17 protein-coding genes are annotated in these 19772 nt (G+C 71.1%); all 17 read left to right on the top strand.

Annotated features, from left to right (window positions below):
• The first annotated feature begins 333 nt into the window (after nt 1-333).
• The 17 genes from pilM to HYV93_24490 all read left to right on the top strand — a co-directional run bounded on the left by pilM (nt 334) and on the right by HYV93_24490 (nt 19759).
• Nucleotides 334-1362, top strand: a complete 1029-nt coding sequence (pilM, locus tag HYV93_24570; protein ID MBI2529148.1) for a pilus assembly protein PilM — start codon at nt 334-336, stop codon at nt 1360-1362.
• The gene (locus HYV93_24565) at nt 1359-1991 is read left to right on the top strand and encodes a hypothetical protein (protein ID MBI2529147.1); all 633 of its coding nucleotides are present in this window, start codon (nt 1359-1361) and stop codon (nt 1989-1991) included. The genes pilM and HYV93_24565 overlap by 4 nt, the downstream gene beginning before the upstream one ends.
• The gene (locus HYV93_24560) at nt 1988-2986 is read left to right on the top strand and encodes a hypothetical protein (protein ID MBI2529146.1); all 999 of its coding nucleotides are present in this window, start codon (nt 1988-1990) and stop codon (nt 2984-2986) included. Before HYV93_24565 ends, HYV93_24560 begins: the two co-directional genes overlap by 4 nt.
• Nucleotides 2987-2994: 8 nt before the next feature.
• Entirely contained in the window at nt 2995-4701 is a 1707-nt protein-coding gene (locus tag HYV93_24555) for a hypothetical protein (protein ID MBI2529145.1), read from the top strand.
• 6 nt (nt 4702-4707) lie between these two features.
• On the top strand, nt 4708-6414 hold the full coding sequence (locus HYV93_24550; protein ID MBI2529144.1) for an AAA family ATPase: 1707 nt from the start codon (nt 4708-4710) through the stop codon (nt 6412-6414).
• A 266-nt stretch (nt 6415-6680) separates the two neighbouring features.
• Nucleotides 6681-7052, top strand: a complete 372-nt coding sequence (locus HYV93_24545; protein MBI2529143.1) for a tetratricopeptide repeat protein — start codon at nt 6681-6683, stop codon at nt 7050-7052.
• Complete coding sequence (gene tadA, locus HYV93_24540; protein MBI2529142.1) at nt 7049-8779, top strand: Flp pilus assembly complex ATPase component TadA; 1731 nt, start codon at nt 7049-7051, stop codon at nt 8777-8779. The genes HYV93_24545 and tadA overlap by 4 nt, the downstream gene beginning before the upstream one ends.
• 4 nt (nt 8780-8783) lie before the next feature.
• Entirely contained in the window at nt 8784-10070 is a 1287-nt protein-coding gene (locus HYV93_24535) for a type II secretion system F family protein (GenBank protein MBI2529141.1), read from the top strand.
• A 17-nt stretch (nt 10071-10087) separates the two neighbouring features.
• Nucleotides 10088-11524, top strand: coding sequence for a PAS domain S-box protein (locus HYV93_24530; protein ID MBI2529140.1), 1437 nt, complete (start codon nt 10088-10090; stop codon nt 11522-11524).
• A gap of 7 nt (nt 11525-11531) precedes the next feature.
• On the top strand, nt 11532-12932 hold the full coding sequence (locus tag HYV93_24525) for a sigma-54-dependent Fis family transcriptional regulator (protein ID MBI2529139.1): 1401 nt from the start codon (nt 11532-11534) through the stop codon (nt 12930-12932).
• A gap of 20 nt (nt 12933-12952) precedes the next feature.
• Nucleotides 12953-13831, top strand: coding sequence for a mechanosensitive ion channel family protein (locus HYV93_24520; protein ID MBI2529138.1), 879 nt, complete (start codon nt 12953-12955; stop codon nt 13829-13831).
• A gap of 34 nt (nt 13832-13865) precedes the next feature.
• The gene (gene galU, locus HYV93_24515) at nt 13866-14744 is read left to right on the top strand and encodes a UTP--glucose-1-phosphate uridylyltransferase GalU (GenBank protein MBI2529137.1); all 879 of its coding nucleotides are present in this window, start codon (nt 13866-13868) and stop codon (nt 14742-14744) included.
• 170 nt (nt 14745-14914) lie between these two features.
• Nucleotides 14915-16132: a nicotinate phosphoribosyltransferase gene (locus tag HYV93_24510; protein MBI2529136.1), complete on the top strand. Its 1218-nt coding sequence runs from the start codon at nt 14915-14917 to the stop codon at nt 16130-16132.
• Nucleotides 16133-16148: 16 nt separating this feature from the next.
• Nucleotides 16149-16940, top strand: a complete 792-nt coding sequence (gene trpC / locus HYV93_24505; GenBank protein MBI2529135.1) for an indole-3-glycerol phosphate synthase TrpC — start codon at nt 16149-16151, stop codon at nt 16938-16940.
• A gap of 5 nt (nt 16941-16945) precedes the next feature.
• Nucleotides 16946-17563, top strand: coding sequence for a phosphoribosylanthranilate isomerase (locus tag HYV93_24500; protein ID MBI2529134.1), 618 nt, complete (start codon nt 16946-16948; stop codon nt 17561-17563).
• Nucleotides 17564-17634: 71 nt separating this feature from the next.
• Nucleotides 17635-18786, top strand: coding sequence for a tryptophan synthase subunit beta (gene trpB, locus HYV93_24495; GenBank protein MBI2529133.1), 1152 nt, complete (start codon nt 17635-17637; stop codon nt 18784-18786).
• Between the two features lie 61 nt (nt 18787-18847).
• Nucleotides 18848-19759 carry a tryptophan synthase subunit alpha gene (locus HYV93_24490; GenBank protein MBI2529132.1) on the top strand — a complete coding sequence of 304 codons (912 nt, stop codon included), beginning with the start codon at nt 18848-18850 and terminating at the stop codon, nt 19757-19759.
• Nucleotides 19760-19772 lie beyond the last annotated feature (13 nt).

Here is a 19772-nt window from a genome sequence, read left to right as displayed (position 1 = left end):
GTCCACATCCTAGCAAGCACGGTGCCAGGACTGAGGCGATTTCCGGGAGGACCATTCCCGGGGCCTGTCCGCCGTTGCCGGTCGCCAGAGCCCACGAGCGCCGGGACCAAGGGTAGACCCCCGACGGCGCAGGGGCCCGGTTCGCGCCGTCGAGCCATTCCTCCCGGCGACGCCGCAGCGACGGCGGAGCGAGGATCGTGCTCGATGCATCCGAGTTTTCCGTTTGCTACAGCGCAGTTCGTTGCTATATTCAGAGCCCCCGAATGTTATGAGGTCCGTGCGTTGGAGCGGACTTCGGGCGGTCATGCGTGACGTATGTGACGTCAGGGGTCAATGAGCCTCAAGAGTCTCTTTCGCAAGCAGCGGTCGGTGGGCCTTGACGTCGGCAGCGGCTCCATCAAGGCTCTCACGGCCGAGCGCCGGGGCTCGGAGATCGTGGTGGTGGGCCGTGGCGTGACCGCGCTGGAGGCCAGGAGCGACTCCCAGCAGATCAGTGGGGCGATCCACGCTGCCCTCGCGGAGGCCGGGGCCGACGGCGAACCCGTCGTGGCGGCCATCGGCGGCCCCGAGGTCGTGATCCGCCAGGTGTCGCTGCCTCCGCTGCCCCCGGCCAAGATCCTCCCGGCGCTCGAGATCCAGCACCGCGAGTTGGGGCTCCTGCCCCCGGGAGAGGCCGTCATGGACGCCCAGGTGCTCCGGCGCTCCAAGGACGGGACCTCCAGCGAGATCCTCTCCGTCAGCGCCCCCAAGTCTCTCATCGACGACCGGCTGAAGCTGCTTCAGCAGGCCACTGTGACCGTCCGGATCCTCGACGTGGAGCCCCTGGCGCTTCTCAACGGAGCCCTGCATCTGTCAGGACTCGATCCGGGTGAGCTCCTGGTGCTGCTCACCGTGGGCCGGCAGACCTCGGTGCTGTGTCTGTTCAGCGAGCAGGGGCCGGTGGTGGCCCGCTATCTCGACGTGGGCGCCGAAGCGTTCACCGAGCAGCTCCGCGTCACCTTCGAGGTCTCGCCCTACTCGACCCAGCCCTTCGTGCAGAGCCTGCCCGTCACCGAGGTGCCCCGCGCGGAAGCGGCGTGTCGTGAGCTCGTCGAGCGCATGGCCGAGGACATCCGGCTCTCGCTCACATTCTACCGGACCGAGTACGACCGGGAGAGTCTCCCCCGCTACGCGATCGGCGGCTGGGTCGACCTGCCCTATGTGGGCCGCTGGGTCGCCGACCGGCTCGGGCTCGGCGCGCCGCTCGAGGTGATGGACCCCTTCAAGGCGGTGGAGGTGAAGACCCCAAGCCTGAGCCCCGACCTGGCGGCGGCCGGGCCTCAGTTCCTGCAGGCCTTCGGCCTGGCGCTGAGGGGGCTGTGACCGGACGGTTCGCCGTCGATCTTCTGCACCCCGGCCGGGTCGCCGTCACCTGGCAGGAGTGGTTCGTCGGCGTGCAGGGGCGGCGACGACTCGGCTTCTTCATCCTCGGCGCCGCCGGCGTGCTGCTCCTCGTCCTGGTCGGCGGCATCCTGCCGACCTACTGGCGGCTCTCGGCCGACCTCACCGCAATCCCCCGGCTCCAGAAGGACCTGGCGGCCGCCGACGCGGATCTCGGACTCCTCCGGACCAACCTGCAGGCTCTCGCCGCGGAGGCCAGGCGCCAGGTGCGGTGGGCCGAGCTCATGACGGCCTTCAGCCAGCAGACGCCACCGACGCTCAAGATCCAGTCCCTCGAGTCGGCCCGGGTCGCTCCGCCACCGGCTGCGGGCCAGCCGGCCCAGGAGGTGCGCTCCGAGAGCCTGCTCCGCATCGAGGCCATCACGCCGCTGCGCCCGGGCAGCCCGCCCTTGCTCGAGGTCGCCCAGTTCATGGCCGGCCTCATGCGCGACCCGGTCGTGAGCCGGCGCTTCCAGCTGAGGAGCTGGGAGATCAAGCCTCCCGGCGGCGGGGCGACCGACCCGCTCCAGTTCCTCAGCATCAGCATCGTGCTGGCGGAGCGTCCGTCGTGAAGGACCGCGCGATGACGGTGGCCTGGGTCGTCGTCGCCCTCGTCTTCGCCCTCGTCCTGTTCTACGAGCTGGGCAAGTGGCGCTCGCTCTCCACCGAGGGCGTCCGCGCGGCCGGGGAGCGGGTGCGCCTCAGCGGCGAGATCCGGTCCAGGGAGGAGGAGATCGTGCGGGAGATGCGCGCCAGCGCCGGGCTCCTGCAGGAGATGCAGTGGAGCTCGGCCGGTGGCGACCCCTCGGCGTTCCTCACCCGGCTCGCCGAGCTGGCGAGCGAGAAGCGCATGAAGGTGGTCGGCATCGGCAACCTGGAGCGTCAGGCCACGGCCCAGTTCAACAAGTCGTGGCACCCCATCCAGCTGGTGGCGCCCTACCGGGAGCTGCGCGATCTGGCCGCTCGCGTGGAGGCCCAGAGGGGCATCCTCGAGGACATGTCGATCAGCGTCCCGAAGAACGTGCTTCCTGGCACCGGCCGCTCCGACGAGGTCGAGGCCAAGTTCAGGATGACGGCGCTCGAGCTCACCACGGAGGCCAAGCGGGTCCTCGAGCGAGCCCTGGCGGCCAGCGGGGCCGGCCAGGCCCCCCCCGGGCCCGCGCTGGCATTGCCCTTGCCGACCCCGGCGGCCGGCGTCGCGCAGTCCCGCGATCCGTTCACCTTCGGCGCCACGGCGGCGGCCCCAGGGGCCCCGGCGCCGCCGGTGGCCAGTCGCCGGCCCGTCGCCGCAGGCCGGACCCCGGCCGGCACCGCGCCTGGTGCGCCCGCCGCTCCGCGTGCCGAGACGCCCAAGGTCGTGATGGAGCTCAAGGGGATCGTGGGCTTCCCAGGCGGCTTTCTCGCCATCGTCAACAACCAGATCGTCAAGGTCGGCGACGGCATCGCCGGGCACCGCGTGGAGCGGATCACGGAGGAGACGGTGGTACTCCGGGAGCCCGCCGGGGGAACACGGACCATCTCCCTGCCGGGGCTGGCTCAGGCCCCGCCGGCGGGGCTCAGGAGGTGAGAGAGAACATGGTGTCCTGGATGCGGGTCCCGTGCGCGCTGCTCGGCTTGGCAGTCTTCGTCCTGTCCCTGTCGGGGCCGGCGCCGGCCCAGGAGAGCTGTCACGACAGGCTCCCCGCCGAGCCCATCACGCTGAACCTGCGCGACGCCAACGTGCAGACGACGCTCCGCCTGCTGTCGCAGCAGTACCGGGTCAACCTGGTGGTCACCGACGAGGTCAAGGGGACGGTGACGCTCGACTTCTACCAGGTCCCGGCGCGCGACGTCTTCCAGGTCATCATCGACTCCGCCAACCTGCAGTGCGTGGCGGCGCAGGGCGTGCTGCGGGTGAGCACCGTCACCCGGCTCAAGCAGGAGGCCGAGGAGCGGCAGAAGGCGCAGGACGACCGCACCCGGCTCGAGGCCGAGACCCGGCAGAAGATCCTCGAGGCCAGGCAGAAGGAAGAGGAGTTCGAGCAGCTCAGGGCGCGGGGGCCCGTCAAGGAGATGACGATCCGGCTCTCCTACGCGGACGCCGAGGAGGTGGCCAGGACCATCTCGGGGATCCTGGGGCTACCACCCGGGGGTGAGCTGGTCCCGACGCTCCAGCCGCAGATCTACGCGCCGCCCCCACCCGTGAACATCCCGGCGCAGCCCGCCGCCCCGCCGACGATGCCCGCCCAGGCCCCCCTGCCACCCCCCGAGGCGCTCGCCAAGGGGCTCACCGTCAGGGCCTACAAGCCGACCAACACGATCTTCATCCGTTTCTACGAGAACGACCTCAACCGGATCGTGAAGCTGATCAAGGAGTCCCTCGACATCCCGCTGCCCCAGGTGCAGATCGCCGCGCAGATGGTGATCACCACCCAGAGTGCCCTCGAGCAGATCGGCATCGCGTGGGGCGGGGCGGCGATCGGCCAGCCGCGGCACCCGAGGGACCCGGCGCTGATCGGCCAGGGGTACTCCCAGTCGAACGTGACCCAGGGGAGCAGCAGCCAGATCCCCACGCCCCCCACCGGCGGCACGGCCGTGCTCGGGACCTATAGCCAGAACCCGAACTTCCTCGGTCCCGGCAACACCCTCCTGCCCATCTCGCCCACGACGGGCTTCCCCGTGGGGGGCAATCTGATCAACCTGCCCATCACGGCGGCCAACCCGGCGCTGGGGCTCCTCTTCGGCATCGTCGCCAGCGATTTCAACCTGAACCTCGCCATCCAGGCGCTGGAGACCCAGGGCAAGGCGCGCTCGCTCTCCGAGCCGAAGATCGTGACCGTCGAGAACGCCAAGGCCGTGATGTCGCGCGGCTTCGAGGTGCCCTTCACGAGCACCTCGCAGCAGGGCACCCAGGTGCAGTTCAAGGACGCCCTCCTCGAGCTGACGGTGACTCCGAACGTCATCTACGAGGGCAGCGTGACCAAGATCCGGATGAAGGTCATCGTCCAGAACGACGAGCCGAGCTTCTCGGCCTCGGCGGTCCGGGCCACGGCGGACAACCCGGCCATCTTCAAGCGCAAGGCGATCACGGAGGTGGTCGTGACCGAGGGCGAGCGGCTCGTGATCGGCGGCGTCGTGAAGGAGAACGCGGAGAAGACGCTCCGCGGGGTGCCGCTGCTGGGGAATATCCCCATCCTGGGCTGGCTCTTCAAGAAGCGCGAGACCAGCACGGACGGCGAGGAGCTGATCGTGATCCTCACGCCCACCGTCGTCAAGAGACCAGACGGCGCCGCGAAGAGGTAACCCCGCGTGTACGAGGCGTTCTTCAGTCTCGAGGACGCCCCGTTCGTCCTCACGCCCGATCCCCGCTTCCTGCTCCGCTCCAAGGGGCACCACGAGATCCTGGGGACGCTGCTCTACGGGATCACGAGCCAGAAGGGCCTCATGGCGCTCATCGGGGAGGTGGGAACGGGCAAGACCACGCTCTGCCGCGCCCTCCTCAAGGAGATCCCCAGGGACGTCCAGAGCGCGCTGGTCCTCAACCCGCACCTCTCCGACATCGAGCTGGTCGGGACCATCCTGGACGACCTGGGGATCGAGCGCCGCGGCAGCACGAAGGGCGAGCTGATGACGGCGCTCTCCCAGTACCTGCTCGCCGCGGGGGGCGAGGGCAAGACCGTGGTCGTCATCCTCGACGAGGCCCAGCAGATGAGCGTCGAGGCCCTCGAGCAGATCCGGATCCTCTCCACGCTGGAAACCGCCACCCGGAAGCTGCTGCAGATCGTGCTCTCGGGGCAGCCCGAGCTCGAGGAGAAGCTCAAGCAACGGGAGCTGCGCCAGCTCGATCAGCGCATCGGCATCCGCTGCTACCTCAAGCCCCTGTCCAGGAAGGACACGTTCCGCTACGTCGAGCACCGGATGCGCATCGCCGGCCTGCCCGGCGCCCTGCCCTTCACGCGGTCCGCCATGGCGCGGATCTACGCCCACAGCCGGGGCATTCCCCGCGTGATCAACATGGTCTGCGACCGGGCGCTCATGGCCGCCTACAGCGCGCGCGCGCGCGAGATCACGCCAGCGCTCGTCAGGGCCGCCGTCAAGAACCTGGAGGGCGAGAGCCGGGGCCGGCGGCGCGGCGCGAGGGCGGCGAGGGCCTCATGGGGCTGGGGTCGCGCCGCCGTGGCCGCCGGCGTGCTGGCGGCCGTGCTGCTCGGCGGCGCGGCCGTCGGGTACTGGACGGGCTGGGCGCCTCCGCTCCTCCAGTTCCCTGGGCGGTCCGATCTCCCGGCGGCCGCCTGGCGCCCGCCAGTGGCGGCGCCGCTGCCTCCCACAGCGCCCCCCGCCGCCCAGCCGCCGCCGGCGGCGCGCGGCGAGCGCGGCGCCTTTCGGCTGGACGGGATGACGAGCCTGCTCGTGCAGGCGCTGAGGCTCTGGGGCGTCAACGAGGATCTGTCCGACGGCGTCGTGGCCGCCTGGCCCATGGACGCCGCCCGTATCCCGGACATGGCTGCCATCGCCGCGCGCTACCAGCTCTCGGTGACACTCCTGTCCGAGACGACACTTGCCGAGCTGCGCGCGATCGGGTTGCCCGCGCTCGTGCGGGTCGGCTCTGGTGAGGGCGCGCGCCCGCTGCTCCTGCGGCGCATCGAGGGAGACGCGGCTGTCCTGGCCACGCCGCGGGGCGACGAGGCGCGCCTGGCGCTCGACAGCCTCGAGGCGGCCTGGAACCACGAGGCATGGATCATCTGGAGGAATATCGACCTGCTCCCGACCGACCCGAACCAGGAGCTGACGCCGACGGTGGTGGCCACGCTGGCGCTGCGCTTGCAGAAGCTCGGCCACCTGAGCCCCCCCCTGCCCGCCGGGAACAGCGACCGGTTCCAGCTGGCGGTACGCCGCTTCCAGCGCGCCACCGGCCTGAAGGAGGACGGGATCGTCGGGCCGCGGACCACGCTGGCCCTCTCCCGGGTCATCGCCGGCCGCTTCAGCCCCACCATCACCGAAACCCCGCGTCCGTGAGCAGGCTGGCGGACATCCTGTCGGGGCTGGATCGCGGCCGCTCCCGGCCCCGCGGCCTCGGCGGGATCCCGAACCTGGCCCCTCCGACCGCCCGCCGACGGAAGTGGCGGATGGGCGCCCCTTTGGTTATCCTAGGAGGGATGACAGCCATCGGGTTGGCCATTTACGCGCGACCCCGCCCAGCCCCGGCGCCGGTCGCCGCTCGGGCGCCCTCCCCACAGCCGGTTGTCCAGGCGGAATCCTCTCGCTCCGAGGCGGATGAGCGGTTGCGAGCCTTGCTGACCCGGGGGACCGAAGCCGCGGAGCGCGGCGCCTTCGGCGAGGCCGCGGGGCTCCTGAGGCAGGCCACCAAGCTGGCGCCGGCCGATCCCGACGCCTGGAACGGCCTCGGGGTGGCGCTGGTCCGTACCGGAGAGGTGGCGGCCGGCGTGGAGGCCTTCCGTCGCGCCGTGCGGCTGCAGCCCACCCATGCCGAGGCCGAGCGGAACCTCGGCGTCGCCCTCGACCGACAGGGGAAGCCCCGGGAGGCGGCGGACCACTACAGGGTCTTCCTCGCGCTCAGCACCGAAGACCATCCCGCCCGTGCCGACGTGCGCCGGCGGCTCGTGGAGATCAGCAGCCGGAAGGGTCGCGAATGACCCAGCCGACAGAGCGCTGGGGCTGGGTGCCGCTGGGCCAGATGCTCGTCCAGGACGGCATCCTGACCGACGAGCAGCTCGCCTCCGCCCTGGATCGCCAGCGCAAGGTGAAGGACCGCCTGGGCCAGGTCCTCATCGAGATGAAGCTCATCGATGAGGAGGTCCTGCTCAAGTACCTGGGCGCGCAGTTCCGGAAGGAGCCCATCACCCGCCAGGAGCTGGCCGCGCTGGACCTCGACGTGGTCAAGCTCGTGCCGGAAGAGGTGGCGCGCCAGCACCGCATCATCGCCGCCGAGCGGCATGGCCGGCGGCTCATCGTCGCCACCGCGGACCCGCTGAACGTCGTCGCTCTCGACGACCTCCGGCGCGCCACGGGGCTCGACGTGGACTTCCGCATCGGCCCCGGCGGCGCCATCCAGGAAGCCATCGACAAGTGCTACCGAAAGGTGATCTCCACGGAGGGCATCGACGAGGCCCTCCGCCAGGACCTGGGCTTGAGCGTCGGCCTGGCTCCCACCGCCGAGGAGGCGGTGGACGTCAAGCAGCTGCGGACCCAGGCCGACGATCCCCCCGTCGTCAAGGTCGTGAACTACCTCCTGGGCCGGGCGGCCGAGGACCACGCCTCCGACATCCACGTGGAGCCCCACGAGGACCGTACGCGGGTCCGTTACCGCATCGACGGCCTGCTCTTCGATCTCCTCGAGGTGCCGCGCTCGCTGCACCTGGCCGTGGTCTCGCGGCTGAAGATCATCTCCCGGCTGGACATCGCCGAGCGCCGGCTCCCGCAGGACGGCAGCTTCGCCTCGCGCATCCACGGCAAGGAGATCGACTTCCGCGTCTCCACGCTGCCGACGATCTGGGGCGAGAAGGTGGTGCTGCGGCTCCTCGAGAAGGAAGCCGTCGTCACCAGCTACACGCTGGAGAGCCTGGGCTTCGCCCCCGACCAGCTCGAGTCGTTCATGAAGGGCATCCTCCGGCCGTGGGGCATGGTGCTCCTGACGGGGCCCACCGGCAGCGGCAAGTCCACGACGCTGCACACGGCGATCAAGGCGATCAAGTCGCCGCGGAAGAACATCGTCACCGTCGAGGACCCCGTCGAGTACCGCCAGCCGGGCATCCAGCAGGTGCAGGTCAAGTCCGAGATCGGCTTCGACTTCGCGCGCGCGCTCCGGTCCATCCTCCGCCAGGACCCCGACATCATCATGGTCGGCGAGATCCGGGACGCCGAGACGGGGCAGATCGCCGTCCGCGCCGCGCTCACGGGCCACCTCGTCCTCTCGACGCTGCACACCAACGACTCCGTGTCCACGCTCGTGCGGCTGATCAACATCGGCGTCGAGCCGTTCCTGGTCGCCACCGCCGTCAACGTGGCGGCCGCGCAGCGGCTCGTGAGGAAGATCTGCAAGCACTGCAAGGAGGCCTACCGGCCCACGCCCGAGGAGGTCAGCCTGTTCGCCCCCGAGCCGGCGCCCGAGATGCTGTACCGGGGCCGGGGATGCAAGGAGTGCCGGAACCTGGGCTACCGGGGCCGCCTGGCGCTCTACGAGGTCTTCTGGGTCAACGCAAACGTGCGCCGGATGGTGATCGACGGCGCCGACGGGGACATGATCCGGAAGTACGCCGTCGACAACGGCATGGTGACGCTCAGGCAGGCCGGGTTCCGGCGCGCGGTCGAGGGGATGACGACCCTGGAGGAAGTCATGGCCGTCGTCGCCGACCAGGACTGAGCCCGTGCCGTTCTTCGAGTACGAGGTCGCGGATCGCCGGGGGGGCGTGACGCGGGGGCGGGCCGAGGCCGACACCCAGGGCGACGTGATCGCCCGCCTGAAGGAGCAGGGGCAGCTGGTGGTGGGGGTCCGGCCGACCGGCGCGCGGCTCGGCGGCGGGCTCGGCCTTACGGGCCTCGGCGCCGGCCTGACGCTCCAGCCATCCGTGGACGCGGCGCGACAGCTGTGGCGACGCGTGTCGGGCGGCGTGAACCTGGCCACGATGGTGCTGTTCACCGGCCAGCTGGCGGCCATGCTCTCCGGCGGGCTTCACCTGGTCCGGGTCCTCACCGCCCTGGCGGCCGAGACGACGAACAAGAACTTCCGGAAGGTGCTGGAGGAGGTCCGCGACGCCATCACGGGCGGCACCGGGTTCGCCGACGCGCTGCGGGCGCACCCGCACGTCTTCGACCGGCTCTACGTCGCCGTGATCCGGGCCGGGGAGCTCTCGGGCTCCCTGCCGACGGTGCTCGACACGCTCACCGTCTACCTGGAGAAGACGGCCAACCTCCGCCGCAAGGTCAAGGGCGCCATCGCCTATCCGATCGTGATCCTGACCGTCGCCCTCCTCGTCGTCTTCGTCATGGTCGTGAAGATCGTGCCGATCTTCCAGGGGGTCTACGCGCGCGCCAACGCCACGCTGCCGGCGCCGACCCGCCTGCTCATCACGTTCAGCAACGCGGTGCGCGACTCGACGCTGACGGTCCTGGTGGCCCTCCTGCTCGTGGTGATCGGTGTCTTCGCGGCCCTGCAGACGGAGGTCGGGCGCCGGACCTTCGACCGCCTCAAGCTCAAGATGCCGCTCTTCGGCTCGCTCATCCGCAAGGCGATCATGGCGCGGGTCTGCCGCACGCGCAGCGGGCTGCTCAACAGCGGCATCCCGCTCATCGAGGCCATGGAGACGGTGTCGCACGTCGCGGGCAACCAGGTCGTCGAGGAGGCCATGGCGGCGGCCACCCAGCGGATGCGGGACGGCGGCACCATCGCCGAGACGCTGCGCCAGACGGGCGAGTTCCCGAGCATGGTCACCCAGCTCGTGGCCACCGGCGAGGAGAGCGGCACGCTGCCGGCCATGCTGGCCAAGGCCGCGCTCTACTACGAGCAGCAGGTGGACAGTGCCGTGGCCACCCTGTCCACGCTCATCGAGCCCATCATGATCGTGATCATGGGGGCCATCGCCGGGAGCATCATTTTCGCGCTCTACCTCCCGATCTTCACTCTGGGTCAGGCGCTCAAGGGCAGCATCAAGTAACCCGCAGCGCCGCCGCGATGCCCCAGCGGGTTCCGCCCTACCGCGTATCGGTCAGGCTCTACGTCGTCTTCTCGCTCCTCATGGCCGTCGCGGCCACGGCGAGCGGTCTCGTCCTCCTCTACCTCGCCCGGCCGTTCATCACCGAGCTGGGCGGACAGGAGGCGGCCCGCGCGACCGTGCTTCTCTTCTCGGGCGCGGCGCTGGCGGGGGCTGCCGCGGCCGTGGCCGGGCTCGTGGTCGGCCTGCGGGTGGCCGGCCGCATCCGCGGCATCGCCCGGAAGGCAGAGGCGCTCTCCCCGCAGACGGCCGGGGCCGCCCCGTCGCGCGCCACCGACGAGATCGGCGCGCTGGACGAGGCGGTGGGCCGGCTCACGCTGTCCATGGATCGCTTCGTCCGGGACAGCGACATCCTCACCCGGCTGCCCGAGGGCATGCTCCTCCTGGGGCCCGCGGGCGAGCTGCTGTCGTTCAACACCGCCGCCGAGGTGCTGCTGGAGCTGTCGCTCGAGTCGTTCCGCGGACTGCCCCTGCTGTCCAGCCAGGGTCCCTTGCCGGCCCTCAAGGGCAATGATCCCCTGGCGCGGCTCCTCGACGACGCCACGGTCGGCGAGCGCTCGGTGCACATGAGCGAGGTGACGGCCACGACGGCGAAGGGGCGCGAGCTCCTGCTCGAGATCACGGCGCAGCACCGCGAGTGGGGGCGCGACTCGACGGCGCTGGTCCTGCTCTTCCGGGACGCCACGGAGAAGCAGCGGATCCGGGAGGAGATCCGGCGGGCGGACCAGCTCGCCTTCCTCGGGGGGATGGCCGCGCGCGTGGCGCACGAGATCCGCACCCCCCTGGCGACCATCCGCGGCCTCGTCGAGCTCCTGCAGGCCGACCTGCCCCCCTCGGACTCGCGGCGCGAGTACATGGAGCGGCTGCTCCAGGCCGTGGACCGGCAGAACCACCTGGTCGAGAACCTCCTGACCCTGAGCCATCCGGAACCGGAGGACTGGCAGCCCGTGCCTCTGCCCGAGCTGCTGGACGATGTCGTCGGCATGCTGCCCGGCGATCCGCGCCTTCGCCTGGCGCGGCCGCCGGGCTCCGTGCCCGCCGCCGTGGGGGACGCCTTCCGTCTCAGCGAGGTGTTCGCCAACCTGATCAAGAATGCGCTCGAGGCCACGCCGCGGGATGGTACCGTGGAGGTCACGGTGGGACCCGGTAGCCGTGACCGCGTCCGCGTCTCGGTGCGGAACACAGGGTCGGGCATCCCGGCCGAGGTCCGGGAGCGCATCTTCCAGCCCTTCTTCACGACGAAGTCCCGGGGGACGGGTCTCGGGCTGGCCATCGCCAGGCAGATCGTGGACGCCCACCGGGGGAGCCTCAGAGTGGAGAGTGACGGCGTGTCGGAGACCACGTTCATCGTCGAGCTGTCCACCACCGCCCCGGTGGTGGCGGCCGCGCGAGGCTGAGCGAGAGATGGCCGAGCGAATCCTGATCGCCGAGGACGACGAGGACCTGGGCTTCGTCCTGCGCGAGGCCTTGATCCGGAAGGACTACGAGGTCGAGGTGGCGGCCACGGCGGGCGCCCTCCTCGACAAGCTCAAGGCCTCGGCGTGGGACTTGATCCTCCTTGACGTGAAGCTCCCGGACATGGACGGGCTCGACGCCATCCCGCGATGCCGGGACCTGGCCCCGGACACTCCCATCATCGTGATGACCGCGCACGGCACACGGGAGATCGCCACCGAGGCCATCACGCGCGGCGCCTACGACTTCTTCACCAAGCCCCTCAAGATGGTGGAGTTCCAGGTGGTGGTCGCCCGCGCGCTGGAGCGGCGGCGTCTCCAGCAGCAGGTCAGGGCGCTGCAGGCGGCGCAGGGGAGCGGCTTCGAGGAGCTGATCGGGCGCAGCCAGGCGCTGCGGCGGGTGATCGAGATGGCGCAGCGGGTGGCGCCCACCGACGTCACCATCCTTGTCGAGGGCGAGAGCGGGACGGGCAAGGAGGTGCTGGCCCGCGCCATCCACCGGCTGAGCACCCGGAAGGAGGGGCCGCTCATCCCGGTGAACTGCGCGGCGATCCCGGAGGGGCTGCTCGAGTCCGAGCTGTTCGGCCACGAGCGGGGCGCCTTCACGGGCGCCGTGCGCTCCAAGCCCGGCCGCTTCGAGCTGGCCCGCTCGGGCAAGCTCTTCCTCGACGAGATCGGCGACATGCCCCCCGCCATGCAGGTGAAGATCCTCCGGGCGCTGCAGGAGCGGGAGATCGAGCGCGTGGGCGGCACCAGGCCCATCAGCGTGGATGTTCGGGTCATCGCCGCCACCCACCAGAACCTCGACAGCCTGGTCGCGGAGGGGAAGTTCCGCGCCGACCTCTTCTACCGTCTGCAGGGCGTCCGCCTGCACATCCCCGCGTTGCGCGAGCGGATCGACGACCTGCCGGACCTGGTCACCCATCTCCTGCAGCGCGCGGCGCGCCGGCTGGCGCGGCTGCCGGCCACCGTCTCCACCGAGGCGCTCCGGTGTCTCTGGACCTACCACTGGCCCGGCAATGTCCGCGAGCTACAGCACGTGCTGGAAGGCGCCATGGTGCTCTCCGACGGCGTCATCCTCCCGGAGCATCTGCCACCGGCCATCCAGCAGAGCGTGACCGCGCCCCCCGATGCCGCGGCCGTCCCGTCGCTCTCCGGCTCGCTCGACGAGGTGCTCGCGGAGTGGGAGCGCCGCATGATCCTCGACGCGCTGCGCCAGTCAGGCGGCGTCCAGGCCCGCGCCGCCAAGCTCCTCAACATCTCCGAGCGCAGCCTCTGGTACCGGGTCAAGAAGCTCGGCATCCAGGTGCGGACCCCCCCCCGAATGAGGCCTCCGGGCGAGGTCTCCTGATCCCGCCAGCCACGACGCCCATGGACACCTTCGCCGAGGCCCTGGCGGCCCTCCTCGGCCGCCTCGCGAGCATCGAGTGGCCTCTCGTGGTGGTCGTCTCCCGGATCCTCGTCGTCCTCGCCACCATCGGGCTGGCGCTCGCGGGGTACCGGGCAGGCTCCCGGCTCGTCGACCGGCTGCTCAGGCCGTTCGAGGGCGCCTCCGACTATCCCGCCAAGGTGCAGCGCGCGCGGACCCTGGGACCGCTCATGAAGAGCGTGATCCGCTACGTGCTGACCTTCGTGGCCCTCATGATCACGCTCCGGGAGATCGGCGTGGACGTCCGCGCGCTCCTGGTCTCGGCCGGCGTGCTCGGGCTGGCGGTGGGGCTCGGGGCACAGAGTCTCATCAAGGACGTGATCACGGGTTTCTTCATCCTCTTCGAAGGGCTCATCGGCGTGGGGGACGTCATCGAGGTGGGCCCGCATGTGGGGACGGTGGAGTCCATCGGGCTGCGCGTCACCAAGCTCCGCATGCTCAACGGCGCCGAGCGCGTGATCCCCAATGGCGAGCTCACCCAGTTCGCCAACTACAACCGGGGGTGGGCGCGCGCGGTGCTGGACGTCAGCGTGGCCTACGACGTCGACGTGAGGCGCGCGCTGGACGTACTCGAGCGCACGGCCCGGCAGTGGGGGGAGGAGACCGGGCTCGCGCTCGAGGCGCCGCAGGCACAGGGCATCGTCCGCTTCGGTGACGGGGAGCTGGGCCTGCGGCTGATGGTCAAGGTGCGGGCGGACAAGCGCGCGGACGCCGAGATGGAGCTGCGGCGCCGCATCAAGGAGACCTTCGACCTCGAAGGCATCCCGGTGCCGTCCGCCCAGCGAGTCGTGTACCTTCGAGCGGACAAGCCCGGCGCCTGACGCGGCCGGCGACGATCCTTTCCGGGAGAGACTCATGGCGACGAGCCCGATCAAGGTTCGCAAGGCGGTGTTCCCGGCTGCGGGGCTCGGCACCCGCTTCCTGCCGGTCACCAAGGCGCAGCCCAAGGAGATGCTGCCGCTCGTGGACAAGCCCACCATCCAGTACGTGGTCGAGGAGGCGGTGGCCTCCGGGCTCGCGGACATCATCCTCATCACCGGCCGGAACAAGCGCGCCATCGAGGATCACTTCGACGCCGCCTTCGAGCTCGAGTACTACCTTCAGGACCGTGGCAAGCTGGACGAGCTGGCGCAGATCCGGAGCATCTCGGAGCTGGCGACCGTCTCCTACGTTCGCCAGAAGGAGCCGCTGGGACTCGGCCACGCCATCCTGTGCGCGCAGCCGCTGGTGGGCCAGGAGCCCTTCGGCGTCTTTCTGGGGGACGACATCATCGTGGCCGCGGTGCCCTGCATGCGCCAGCTCCTGGACGTCTACGAGGTGCACGACGGCCCCGTGCTGGCCGTCATGCGAGTGCCCCGCGAGGAGATCGGCCGCTACGGAGTCATCGCCCCCCGGGCTCTCGGCGGCAACGTCTTCGAAGTGCAGGACCTGGTCGAGAAGCCCGCCCCGGCGGAGGCCCCCTCCGACCTCGCCATCATCGGCCGGTACGTCCTCACCCCGGACCTGTTCGCCATCCTGGCCGAGACCCCCGCTGACAGCCGGGGCGAGATCCAGCTCACCAACGGCCTGCGGACGCTCCGGGCCCGGCGCCCCATCTACGCCGTCGAGTTCGAGGGCAAGCGCTACGACATCGGCGAGAGGCTCGGCTTCCTCAAGGCGACGGTGGAGTTCGCCCTGTCGAGGCCGGACCTGGCGGATGCCTTCCGGGGGTACCTCAAGGGCCTCGACCTCTAACCTGTGGAGTTGCTCCGCATCCGGCCGGCGAGGCCCGTGGCCCGGCGGATTCTGGCGCTGTGACGGGGACTTGCGGCCGGGATGACCCGCCGCTCGATTGACTTCCCGGGGGGATTCTGGGAGAATCCGCGCACCTGAACGGCTTGCCGCCAAGCGGGCTTCGGGCACATATGCCAAACCACCCCAATCGGGCCTTTCACGTCGCCTCCGAAGCCGACATCAAGACCGGGCATATCTCGGACGTCTACTTCGCGAGGACGGTGCAGATCCTGAAGTCCAAGGACCTCAACAAGCGGGTCAAGGCCGAGGTCCGGCTGAAGAGCTTCCCCCAGGCCGACTGGGCCTTTGGCATCCTCGCCGGGATCGAGGAGGCGGCCACGCTGCTCGAGGGCCTCCCCGTGAACGTGTGGGCCATGGACGAGGGGACCATCTTCACCCCCTACGAGCCGGTCCTCGTCGTCGAGGGGACCTACACCGGCTGGGCCGAGTATGAGACGGCGCTGCTGGGCTTCCTCTGCCAGGCCTCGGGCATCGCGACCAAGGCCGCCCGCTGCAAGCGCGCCGCCGGGGAGCGCCAGGTGATCTCCTTCGGCGCCCGGCGCATGCACCCGGCGCTGGCTCCCATGATCGAGCGCAACGCCTTCGTCGGCGGCTGCGACGGCGTCGCCGTCACCCGGGCCGCCGAGCTGATCGACGCCGATCCCATGGGGACCATCCCGCATGCCCTCGTGCTGATGTTCGGCGACACCGTGGAGGCGCTCCGGGCCTTCCACGAGGTGGTGGACCCCAAGGTGCGCCGCGTCGCCCTCATCGACACGCTGCAGGACGAGAAGTTCGAGGCCATCCGCGTCGCCGAGGCCCTGGGCCGGGACCTCTACGCCGTGAGGCTCGACACCCCGTCCTCGCGGCGCGGGGACTTCTACCGGATCCTCGAGGAGGTGCGCTGGGAGCTGGACTTCCGCGGCTTCGAGCACGTCAGGATCCTCGCCTCTGGCGGGATCGACGAGTACGAGATCCTCAGGCTCAACCCGCTGGTGGACGGCTACGGGGTCGGCACCGCCATCGCCAACGCCCCCGTGCTCTCGTTCGCGCTCGACATCATGGAGATCGAGGGCCGGCCCATGGCCAAGCGCGGCAAGCGCTCGGGCGCCAAGCAGGTGTGGCGCCTGCCCGGCGCCGTCGACAACGTCGTCCTCCCCGCCCACAAGCCTGCGCCGGTGGCCGCCGACGGCGGCCAAGCCGAGGCCCTGCTCAAGCCCCTCATCACTGCCGGCCGCCTCGTGCGCGACCTGCCGGCGCCCCGGACCATCCGCGAGTACGTGCTGGAGCAGATGGCCCGCATCGACCTCAATGCCTCCCGGGAGCGGGGCCTGCGCGGGGACTACTGAGAGCGGGGCCCGCCGCATGGGCATCCTGGATGAGATCCTCTCCCACAAGCGCGCCGAAGTGGCCGGGCGCCGCGCCGCCCGCCCCCTGAGCGCGCTGGAGGCGGCCAGCCGCGCGCTCCCCGCCGCCGCGGACTTCGAGGGGGCGCTCCGCCCGGCAGCGGGCGAGCGGGTCAGGCTCATCGCGGAGGTGAAGCGGGCCTCCCCGTCCCGGGGACTGCTCCGCGCCGCCCTCGATCCCGCCGCCCAGGCGCGGGCCTATGCCGCGGCTGGGGCCGCAGCGCTCTCGGTCCTCACCGACGAGAAGTACTTTCACGGAACGCTCGGCGATCTCGCCGCGGTCCGCGGCGCGGTCGCGTTGCCCGTGCTCCGCAAGGAGTTCATCGTGGACGAGTACCAGCTCTGGGAGTCGCGAGCGGCCGGCGCCGACGCCGTACTCCTGATCGTGGCCGCCCTGGGAGGCGGCGCTCTCCGGGAGCTGTTCCAGGCGGCCAAGGGCGTCGGGCTCGGCACGCTCGTGGAGGCCCACACGGCAACGGAGGTCGAGGAGGCGCTGGCCGTGGGCGCGCGGGTCGTCGGCGTCAACAACCGGGATCTGCAGACGCTGGAGACGAGCCTCGCGCCCTCGCTCGCGCTCCTGGCAATGGTGCCTCCGGGTTGTATCGCCGTCAGCGAGAGCGGGATCGTCACCGGCGAGGACGTCCAGCGCGTGGTGGCCGCCGGGGCGCAGGCGGTGCTCGTGGGCGAGGCGCTCGTGACGGCCGGGGACATCCCGACGAAGGTTCGCGAGCTGACGCTCCGGGGCTCGTGAGCGCCATGGTCCGGGTCAAGATCTGCGGGATCACGACCGCTGAGGACGCCCGGCTCTGCTGGGAGGCCGGGGCCGACGCCCTCGGCTTCATCTTCGTGGAAGGGACGCCGCGCCAGGTCACCCCGGCGCAGGCCGCCGCCGTCATCGCCGGGCTCCCGCCCTTCGTCACGCCGGTGGGCGTCTTCTGGGACCACGCCCCCGGCCAGGTCAAGGCGGTGGCCGAGGAGTGCGGGCTCCGGGCGCTGCAGTTCCATGGCGACGAGGCCCCCGAGGACCTCGGCGGCTACCGGCTGCCGACCATCAAGACCATCAAGGTGGAGGGCCCGGAGGCCCTCGGGCGGATGGCGCGCTACCGCGTCTCGGCCTTCCTCCTGGACTCGCCGGCGCGCTGGAGCGAGGGGGCGGCGCGCGCCCCGATCTCGTGGGCGCTGGCGCGGCAGTCGCGCGAGGCCGGCTGGCGCATCATCCTCTCGGGCGGGCTCACGGCCGACAATGTCGGCGAGGCCGTGCGCGTCGCTGCCCCGTATGCCGTGGACGTGAACTCCGGCGTCGAGGCGCGGCCGGGCCTGAAGGACCCCGACAAGGTGCGCCGCTTCATCGCCGCCGCCAGGTCCGCCGCGTGAACCCCTCCGCGCTTCCGGACGCCACCGGCCACTTCGGCCGCTTCGGCGGGCGCTTCGTGCCGGAGACGCTCATGGCGCCGCTCATGGATCTCGAGCGGGCATACGGGGCCGCCCGCGCCGATGCCAGCTTCCTGCGCCGGCTCCGGGACCTGCTCACCCACTACGCGGGCCGCCCCACGCCGCTCTACTTCGCCGAGCGGCTGACACGGAGCTGCGGGGGGGCGCGCATCTTTCTCAAGCGCGAGGACCTCTGCCACACCGGCGCCCACAAGATCAACAACGTGCTGGGGCAGGCGCTCCTGGCCACCCGGATGCGGAAGAAGCGGATCATCGCCGAAACCGGCGCCGGTCAGCATGGCGTGGCCTCGGCCACAGCGGCCGCGCTCTTCGGGCTCCCCTGCGAGGTCTACATGGGCAGCGTGGACGTGGAGCGCCAGGCGCTCAACGTCTTCCGCATGCGGCTGCTCGGGGCGACGGTGATCCCCGTGGAGTCGGGCTCCCGCACGCTCAAGGATGCCGTGAACGAGGCGCTCCGGGACTGGGTGACCAATGTCCGGACCACCTACTATCTCCTCGGCTCGGCCATGGGCCCGCACCCGTACCCGATGATGGTGCGCGATTTCCACAGGGTGATCGGCGAGGAGGCGCGCGCCCAGGCGCGCCGGCTCACGGGGCGGCTCCCGGACCTGGTGGTCGCCTGCGTGGGCGGCGGCTCCAACGCCATCGGGCTGTTCTGGCCGTTCATCACCGATCGCGACGTCCGGATCGTTGGCGTGGAGGCGGGCGGCCACGGCCTGGCGAGTGGCAAGCACGGGGCTTCCCTCGGCGCCGGCGCCGTGGGGGTGCTCCACGGAAGCATGAGCTACGTCCTCCAGAACGACGACGGGCAGGTGGCCGAGGCCCACTCGATCTCGGCGGGGCTCGACTACCCCGGGGTGGGACCCGAGCACGCCTATTACCGGGACCTCGGCCGCTTCCGGTACGCTTCCGTCACCGACGAGGAAGCCCTCGACGCCTTCCGGACCCTGGCAAGGCTGGAAGGGCTCATGCCCGCGCTGGAGTCGGCGCACGCCGTGGCCTACGCCATGCGCGCCGCCCGGGAGATGAAGAAGCGCGAGACGATCGTGGTCGGGCTGTCGGGACGCGGGGACAAGGACGTCCACACCGTCTCCACCGCGCTCGGCAGCACGCGCAGCGACGGGACGGACCCGGCATCCCGATGAGCGCCGCAGGCGCGAAGAGGCCCAACCGCAGCGCGATGTCATCCACGTTCAAGCGAGATAGATGAGCAGACTGCAGGCCACCTTCGAGAGGCTCCGTTCGCGCGGCGAGCCCGCCCTGATCCCGTACTTCACCGCGGGCGACCCATCGCTGGCGCTCACGGCCGAGCTCGTGGCCGAGGCCGCGCGCCAGGGAGCCGACGTCATCGAGCTGGGCATTCCCTTCTCGGACCCGCTGGCCGACGGACCGGTGATCCAGCGCGCGACGCAGCGGGCGCTCCGAGCCGGGGTGACGCTGCCGCGGGTGCTCGAGCTGGTGCGGGAACTCCGGGCCGAGGTCTCGGTGCCGCTCGTCTTCCTCACCTACTACAACCCCCTTCTCGCCTTCGGGCTCAAGCCTTTCTGCCAGACGGCCGTGGAGGTCGGCGTGGACGGCGTGATCGTGGCCGACCTGCCGCCCGAGGAGGCCGGCCCCCTCCAGGCCGAGGCCCGCCCGGCTGGGCTTGATCTGATCCACCTGGTGGCGCCCACCTCGCCGACTGCGCGCATGCGGAAGATCGCGCGCGCCAGCAGCGGTTTCATCTACATGATCTCCCTCACGGGAGTCACCGGCGCGCGGACGGAGCTGCCGCCCGACCTCCTCCAGCGCCTGCGACGGCTTCGCGGCATCACCACCAAGCCCGTGTGCGTCGGGTTCGGCATCGGCACGCCGGAGCAGGCCGCCGCCGTCGGCCGGCTCGCCGACGGAGTCATCGTGGGCTCGGCCATCGTGCGCGTGGTCGAGGAGCATGCGGGCTCCCCCGTGCTCGTCCCCGAGGTCGGCCGTTTCATCGCCGCCCTCAAGGATGCAAGGATGGGGTCAGGTCTTGCAATCCGACACGTCGCCCCAGCTGCACCGCGGCTCCGCTCCAGGCGGTACACGGTCACCCGTACCCTGACCCATCTCGCAAGACATGACCGCCCCCATTGCCGATGATGTCGTAATGCAA

Source organism: Candidatus Rokuibacteriota bacterium, from assembly GCA_016188005.1.
In the GTDB taxonomy this organism is placed as follows: Bacteria; Methylomirabilota; Methylomirabilia; order Rokubacteriales; family CSP1-6; genus UBA12499.
The sequence above is the reverse complement of the archived record's forward strand: the minus strand, read 5'-3'. Positions and strand labels throughout refer to the sequence as shown.

Coding starts and splice junctions, on each gene's coding strand:
- HYV93_24525 (MBI2529139.1), top strand. CDS start 11,532: ATGGCCGAGCGAATCCTGATCGCCGAGGACGACGAGGACCTGGGCTTC.
- HYV93_24555 (MBI2529145.1), top strand. CDS start 2,995: ATGGTGTCCTGGATGCGGGTCCCGTGCGCGCTGCTCGGCTTGGCAGTC.
- trpC (MBI2529135.1), top strand. CDS start 16,149: ATGGGCATCCTGGATGAGATCCTCTCCCACAAGCGCGCCGAAGTGGCC.
- HYV93_24500 (MBI2529134.1), top strand. CDS start 16,946: ATGGTCCGGGTCAAGATCTGCGGGATCACGACCGCTGAGGACGCCCGG.
- trpB (MBI2529133.1), top strand. CDS start 17,635: ATGGCGCCGCTCATGGATCTCGAGCGGGCATACGGGGCCGCCCGCGCC.
- pilM (MBI2529148.1), top strand. CDS start 334: ATGAGCCTCAAGAGTCTCTTTCGCAAGCAGCGGTCGGTGGGCCTTGAC.
- HYV93_24530 (MBI2529140.1), top strand. CDS start 10,088: ATGCCCCAGCGGGTTCCGCCCTACCGCGTATCGGTCAGGCTCTACGTC.
- HYV93_24490 (MBI2529132.1), top strand. CDS start 18,848: ATGAGCAGACTGCAGGCCACCTTCGAGAGGCTCCGTTCGCGCGGCGAG.
- tadA (MBI2529142.1), top strand. CDS start 7,049: ATGACCCAGCCGACAGAGCGCTGGGGCTGGGTGCCGCTGGGCCAGATG.
- HYV93_24520 (MBI2529138.1), top strand. CDS start 12,953: ATGGACACCTTCGCCGAGGCCCTGGCGGCCCTCCTCGGCCGCCTCGCG.
- galU (MBI2529137.1), top strand. CDS start 13,866: ATGGCGACGAGCCCGATCAAGGTTCGCAAGGCGGTGTTCCCGGCTGCG.
- HYV93_24510 (MBI2529136.1), top strand. CDS start 14,915: ATGCCAAACCACCCCAATCGGGCCTTTCACGTCGCCTCCGAAGCCGAC.